Origin of the sequence: Salipiger sp. HF18 (assembly GCF_011806505.1) — a bacterium.
GTDB lineage: Bacteria > Pseudomonadota > Alphaproteobacteria > Rhodobacterales > Rhodobacteraceae > Salipiger > Salipiger thiooxidans.
The window spans coordinates 1-5854 of record NZ_JAATOS010000255.1 but is presented as its reverse complement, the minus strand read 5'-3'; the positions used below and the strand labels follow the sequence as shown (position 1 = coordinate 5854).

Genomic DNA, 5854 nt, shown 5'->3' with positions numbered 1-5854 from the left:
TCGCGCCGGAGGAGTGGGAGACGTTCTTCAAGTTCGGCATCGTCCGCAACCCGTGGAGCCACGCGGTCTCGGACTACTACTGGCGGCTGCATGTCTGCCGGGACCCCGAGGTGAGCTTCCGTGAATACATCCTGCGGCTGCATGACCGGGCGCGCCCCGATCCCGAGCAGATCCGCCCTCCGCTGGTGCCCAACTGGGAGATCTACGCCATCGGCGACGAGGTCGCGCTGGATTTCGTCGGCCGCTACGAGCGGCTGGACGAGGACCTTGCCGAGGCGGGGCGCCGCATCGGGCTCAACTGCAACATCTCGGGCATCAGGGCCAAGGGCGGCATCCGAAATGCGCGCCGTCCCATCGCCGACCACTACGACGACGAGACCACCGAGATCGTGCGGGAGGTCTATGCCCGCGAGGTCGCGCATTTCGGCTACGAGCCGCCGTTCTGAGGCCCCGACGGCCCCGGTGTGCCGTCTCTTGCCGATCCGCAAGCGGCTGCTTGCCGAGCATGGACCGACGCGACACACTGCCCGCAAAGAGAAAGCAGGAGACGGGCAATGCGGGTGACTCGGCGAAACATCATGATGGGCGGCGGCGCCCTTGCGCTGCTGGCGGGCTGTGGCGGAGGCGGGGTCTCGATGGAGCCCTCGGGCGGGCTCACGCCGGACCTGCTGCCGCAGCCCAACGCCGGCTACGACGCCTGGGTGGCGTCCTTCCGCAGCCGGGCCGCGTCGCGCGGGATCAGCGCCGCGACGCTCGACACCGCCTTCCGCAACGCGGGCTTCCTGCCCGGCGTGGTCAAGCGCGACCGCAGCCAGACCGAGTTCACCCGGACGCTCGAGGATTACTTCGCCATCGCGGCCTCGGACGAGAAGGTCTCGACCGGCCGCAGCAAGCTGCGCCAGTACGGCGGGCTCCTGCAGGAGATCGAGGGCCGCTACGGCGTGCCGCCGCAGATCGTCACCGCGGTCTGGGGCATGGAAAGCCGCTATGGCGAGCGCCGCGGCGACATCCCGGTGGTCTCGGCCACTTCGACGCTGGCCTATGACGGGCGCCGCGCCGATTTCTTCGAGAGCCAGCTGATGGCGGCGCTGCGCATCCTGCAGCGCGGCGACACCACCGCCTCGCAGCTCACCGGAAGCTGGGCCGGCGCGATGGGGCACACGCAGTTCATCCCCACGACCTATCAGGATTACGCGGTCGACTTCCGCGGCGACGGCCGACGCGACATCTGGTCCGAGGATCCCACAGACGGGCTGGCTTCGACCGCCAACTACCTGTCGCGCAGCGGCTGGCGGCGTGGCGAGCCCTGGGGGCTCGAGGTGAGCCTGCCCGCGGGCTTCAGCGCCGGCCAGACCGGGCGCGGCGTGCGGCGCTCCTCGTCGGAATGGGCGGCCATGGGCGTCCGCGCCGCGGGCGGCGGCTCGCTGCCGGGCGGCACCGGTTCGATCCTCGCGCTGTCGGGTGTGTCGGGGCCGGCCTTCCTCGTGTTCCGAAACTACAACGTCATCCTGCGCTACAACAACGCCGAGAAATACGGGCTGGGCGTCGGGCACCTGTCGGACCGCCTGCTGGGTGCGGGGCCGGTGAAGGCGAGCTTCCCGCCCGACCAGTACGGCTTCACGATCGATGAGCGCAAGGATCTGCAGGCGCAGCTCAACCGGGCGGGCTATGACGTGGGTACGCCGGACGGGGTGTTCGGCAGCAAGACCGAGGCCGCGATCAGCTCCTACCAGGCGAGCGCCGGCCTGCCGGTGACCGGAGAGCCCTCGCGTGATCTTCTGATGCGTCTGCGCCGGGGCTGAATCGAGCGACCGCAGAGGCCCGCGTCAGCGGGCCTTCTTCGCCCGGCGCAGCAGTATGTCACGTTTCACCTTGCTGAGGTGGTCGAAATACATGCGCCCGTTCAGGTGGTCGATCTGGTGCTGCACCGAGGTCGCCCACAGCCCGACGAAATCGCGCTCTTCGATCTCGCCCTCGGCGTTGAGGAACCGGACGGTGACCGCGCGCGGGCGGTCGATGCTGGCCCAGACGCCGGGAAGATTGGGGCTCGCCTCGTCGTGGCTGCGCAGCTTGACGCTGGCATGCAGCACCTCGGGGTTGGCCATGCGAACGGCCTCGCCCCGCTTTTCCGAGGCATCCACAACCGCGAGACGCAGCATGACGCCGATCTGCGGCGCGCCGAGGCCGACGCCGGGCATCGCCTCCATGGTGTCGATCATGTCGGTCCAGATCGCGCGGATCTCGTCGGTGATCGCCTCGACCGGGGCCGCGGGGGTGCGCAGGCGCTTGTCGGGCCACGGGATGCAGGGGCGGGCGGTCACGATTGCTGCGCCTCGTATTCAAGCTTCAGGGCCTTGGCCTCCTGCGGGTCGAGTCGGTCGAAATGCACCAGCCCCTCGAGATGGTCGTATTCATGTTGCGCGACGATGGCCTCGGAGCCCTCGAAGTCGCGCTCCTGCCGGGTGCCGGAGAGATCTGTGAAGGCCATGCGGACCCGCACCGGGCGCCGCACCTGCGCGGTGACCCCGGGGATCGAGAGGCAGCCCTCGGGGCCGCTGGCGGTCTCTTCCGAGACCTCGACGATCTCGGGGTTGATGCAGGCGAGGGGGACCATGTCACCCTCCTTCCAGCCGGCATCCATGACGAAGACCCGCTTCAGCACGCCGACCTGAGGCGCGGCGAGACCGCGGCCGGGGGCGTCGTACATGGTCTCGAAGAGGTCGGTGACCAGCTGCTCGACCTCGGCCACGTCGGCCACGGTCTCGCAGGGCTGCTTCAGGCGCTCGTCGGGCCAGAGCAGGATCTCTCGCAGGCTCACGGGCGGGCCCGTTCGCGCTTGAGCTTGACCATCTTGCGAGTGATCATCTGGCGCTTGAGCGGCTTCAGGTAGTCGATGAAGAGCTTGCCGTCGAGGTGGTCGATCTCGTGCTGCACGCAGGTGGCCCAGAGCCCGTCGAACTCTTCCTTCTGCAGCTTGCCGTCGCGGTCGAGCCATTCGACCTCGACCATCTTGGGGCGCTCCACGTCGGCGTACTGGTCGGGGATCGACAGGCAGCCTTCCTCGTAGACGCTGCGCTCATCCGAGCTCGCGAGGATGCGCGGGTTGATCATCACCAGTGGGCGCGGGGTCTCGCCGTTGTCCTGCTTGGCGCAGTCGAGCACGATGAGCCGGTGCAGGATGCCCACCTGCGGCGCCGCCAGCCCGATGCCCGGCGCGTCGTACATGGTTTCGAGCATGTCGTCGGCAAGCGTGCGCAGATCGTCCGACAGATCGGCGACCGGATCGCAGAGCTTCTTGAGCCGCGGGTCGGGGTGGATGAGAATGGGCCGTTTCATGCGATCCATCTAGGCAAATCGCTGGGTTTTCGCAAGCGGGTGGGGGTTGCACTCGCCGCCCGTCGCGCTAGCGTTCGCGCACATACAGTTCGCCGCGCGGCCGCACCGTCGCGCGGGTCAGCGATAGAGGAACCACCCCCCATGACCAGCCGCTTCGACGAAGTGATCGACCGTGTCGGAACCCATTGCTCGAAATGGGACAAGATGGAGGCGCTGTTCGGCGTTTCCCCGCAGGACGGGCTTGCGATGTGGGTGGCGGACATGGATTTCCGCCCGCCGTCCTGCGTGCAGGACTCGCTGCAAAAGATGCTGGATCACGGGATCTACGGCTATTTCGGTGACGAGTCCAACTATCTCGGCGCGATCCGGTGGTGGCAGGAGACGCGGCACGGCTGGAAGATCGATCCGGAGTGGGTCTTCACCACGCATGGCCTCGTGAACGGCGTCGCCATGTGCGTCGACGCCTGGTCGCAGCCCGGCGACGGTATCGTGCTCTTCACCCCGGTCTACCACGCCTTCCACCGCATCATCAAAGCCGCCGGCCGCGAGGTCGTGGAGTGCCCGCTCGTGCAGCGCGACGGCCGCTACGAGATGGATTTCGGGGCATATGACGCGATGATGACCGGGCGCGAGAAGGTGCTCGTGCTGTGCTCGCCGCACAACCCGGGCGGTCGGGTCTGGAGCCGCGACGAGCTTCAGGCGGTCGCCGATTTCGCCAAGCGCCACGACCTGATCCTGGTCTCCGACGAGATCCACAACGACCTTGTGATGCCGGGCCACAAGCACGTGCCGATGGCGCTGATCGAGGGTGTCGAGGATCGGCTCGTGATGATGACCGCGACCACCAAGACCTTCAACATCGCGGGCGCCCATATCGGAAACGTCATCATCCCAGATCCGAAGCTCCGGGCGAAGTTCGGGGCGCGCATGGCGGCGCTCGGCCTGTCGCCAAACAGCTTCGGCCTGCACATGGCCACCGCGGCCTGCTCGCCCGAGGGCGCGGCATGGGTCGACGAGCTGACCGGCTATCTCGACGGCAACCGCAAGATCTTCGACGAGGCGGTGAACGCGCTGCCGGGGATCTCGTCGATGGCGCTCGAGGCGACCTACCTCGCGTGGGTGGATTTCGAGGGCACCGGCATGGACGCCGCCGAGATCGAGCGCCGGGTGCAAGGCGAGGCGAAGATCGCCGCCAACCACGGGGCGGCCTTCGGCACCGGGGGCGAGAGCTTCCTGCGTTTCAACATCGCCACCCCGCGGTCGCGGGTCGAGGAGGCCTGCGCGCGGCTCCGGAAGGCCTTTGCCGACCTTCAGTGAGCCTGGAGGCTTTGGGTGGGGCCGGGAGGGGCGCTGCCCCTCTTGGCCTGGCGGCCAATTCACCCCGGGATATTTCCGGCCAGAGGAAGGGCCGGCGCGGCTCGGCTGTGCGCGTCCGGGGGAGGGGGCCCGCCGCGCTTGCGGGGAGGACGCCGCCGGCGGCATGGGGCTTGGCCTGCGTCAGGTGCGCGGGGGGCGTCCCTTGTAGACCGGGATCTGCCAGCCGAAGGCGATTGTGCCTCCGCGCAGCACGAAGGTGAGGATGGCGCCGATCAGCGCCCCGCGGCCGGGCAGCATGCCCGCCGCGTCGGCGATGAGGAAGGCGCCGGCACCGGCGAGGGCGCAGGTGGCGTAGGGCTCGCCCTGTTTCAGCAGCAGCGGAACCTCGTTGGCGACCACGTCGCGCATCAGCCCGCCGAGGCAGCCGGTGGTGACGCCCATCACCAGAACCACGGGGATGCTGGCGCCGTTGCTCTGGGCGATGCCGGAGCCCGCTGCCACCGCCACCGAGAGCGCCGCGGCGTCGAGCCACAGGATGGCGCGGTAGCGGCTTTCCAGCAGGTGCGCGGTGAAAAAGACCAGCACCGCGGCGCCGGTCGCCACGCCGAGATAGGTGGGGTTGTCGATCCACAGCACCTCGCGGTCGAGCAGCAGGTCGCGCACCGTGCCGCCGCCGAGCGCGGTCAGGCAGGCGAGGAAGGCGAAGCCGACGATGTCGAGCTGGGCGCGGCTGGCCACCAGCGCCCCGGTCAGGGCGAAGATCAGCACCGAGGTGTAGTCGAGCAGCACGAGCGGGGTCATCGCCGCGCCCTCCGGGTCACTTGCCGCCGGGCTTGAACGGCGCCATGCCGGCGCGGGCGAGCTCGTCGGCGCGCTCATTCTCCGGGTGGCCGGCGTGGCCCTTGACCCATTTCCAGGTCACGGAGTGCATCCGCTGCGCCTCGTCGAGGCGCTGCCAGAGCTCGGCGTTCTTGACCGGCTTCTTGGCGGCTGTCTTCCAGCCGTTGCGCTTCCAGCCGTGGATCCAGCCGGTCACGCCGTTCTTCACGTAGGCGCTGTCCGTCACCACGGTGATGGTGGTGGGCCGGGTCAGCGATTCCAGCGCGTTGATCGCGGCCAGAAGCTCCATCCGGTTGTTGGTGATGTCGGCTTCACCGCCCTTGAGCTCGCGCTCCTTGACGATGTCCTCGCCGTTCATGGC

Annotated in this window: 8 protein-coding genes; 3 read left to right on the top strand and 5 right to left on the bottom strand. The window is 68.8% G+C overall.

Translation table 11 applies throughout. The features are described from left to right. Together HC022_RS17605 and HC022_RS17600 are read left to right on the top strand one after the other, a co-directional pair. A partial coding sequence (locus tag HC022_RS17605; protein WP_167453300.1) for a sulfotransferase family 2 domain-containing protein occupies positions 1-446 on the top strand: 446 nt, incomplete at its 5' end. A 108-nt stretch (positions 447-554) separates the two neighbouring features. After that, positions 555-1802: a lytic murein transglycosylase gene (locus tag HC022_RS17600; protein WP_167453299.1), complete on the top strand. Its 1248-nt coding sequence runs from the start codon at positions 555-557 to the stop codon at positions 1800-1802. A 24-nt stretch (positions 1803-1826) separates the two neighbouring features. Here HC022_RS17600 and def (HC022_RS17595) read toward each other — a convergent pair whose 3' ends face one another. From def (HC022_RS17595) to def (HC022_RS17585), 3 genes are read right to left on the bottom strand one after another with little or no spacing between them, the layout of a single operon-like run. Beyond that, entirely contained in the window at positions 1827-2321 is a 495-nt protein-coding gene (def, locus tag HC022_RS17595) for a peptide deformylase (protein ID WP_167453298.1), read from the bottom strand. After that, positions 2318-2818, bottom strand: coding sequence for a peptide deformylase (def, locus tag HC022_RS17590; RefSeq protein WP_008885974.1), 501 nt, complete (start codon positions 2816-2818; stop codon positions 2318-2320). Before def (HC022_RS17590) ends, def (HC022_RS17595) begins: the two co-directional genes overlap by 4 nt. Beyond that, positions 2815-3336, bottom strand: coding sequence for a peptide deformylase (gene def, locus HC022_RS17585; RefSeq protein WP_040384207.1), 522 nt, complete (start codon positions 3334-3336; stop codon positions 2815-2817). The genes def (HC022_RS17590) and def (HC022_RS17585) overlap by 4 nt, the downstream gene beginning before the upstream one ends. A gap of 141 nt (positions 3337-3477) precedes the next feature. On the opposite strand from def (HC022_RS17585), the gene HC022_RS17580 reads away from it, so the two are divergent. Then, a complete protein-coding gene (locus HC022_RS17580; protein ID WP_167453297.1) occupies positions 3478-4653 on the top strand; it encodes a MalY/PatB family protein in 1176 nt (391 codons plus the stop codon). 180 nt (positions 4654-4833) lie between these two features. Here the strand turns inward: HC022_RS17580 and HC022_RS17575 are convergent, their stop codons facing one another. Together HC022_RS17575 and rnhA are read right to left on the bottom strand one after the other, a co-directional pair. Further along, on the bottom strand, positions 4834-5454 hold the full coding sequence (locus HC022_RS17575; protein WP_089963080.1) for a trimeric intracellular cation channel family protein: 621 nt from the start codon (positions 5452-5454) through the stop codon (positions 4834-4836). Positions 5455-5470: 16 nt separating this feature from the next. Next, positions 5471-5854: ribonuclease HI (gene rnhA / locus HC022_RS17570; protein ID WP_254885150.1), on the bottom strand; the 384-nt coding region annotated here is incomplete at its 5' end.

Coding starts and splice junctions, on each gene's coding strand:
- HC022_RS17600 (WP_167453299.1), top strand. CDS start 555: ATGCGGGTGACTCGGCGAAACATCATGATGGGCGGCGGCGCCCTTGCG.
- def (WP_040384207.1), bottom strand. CDS start 3,336: ATGAAACGGCCCATTCTCATCCACCCCGACCCGCGGCTCAAGAAGCTC.
- HC022_RS17580 (WP_167453297.1), top strand. CDS start 3,478: ATGACCAGCCGCTTCGACGAAGTGATCGACCGTGTCGGAACCCATTGC.
- HC022_RS17575 (WP_089963080.1), bottom strand. CDS start 5,454: ATGACCCCGCTCGTGCTGCTCGACTACACCTCGGTGCTGATCTTCGCC.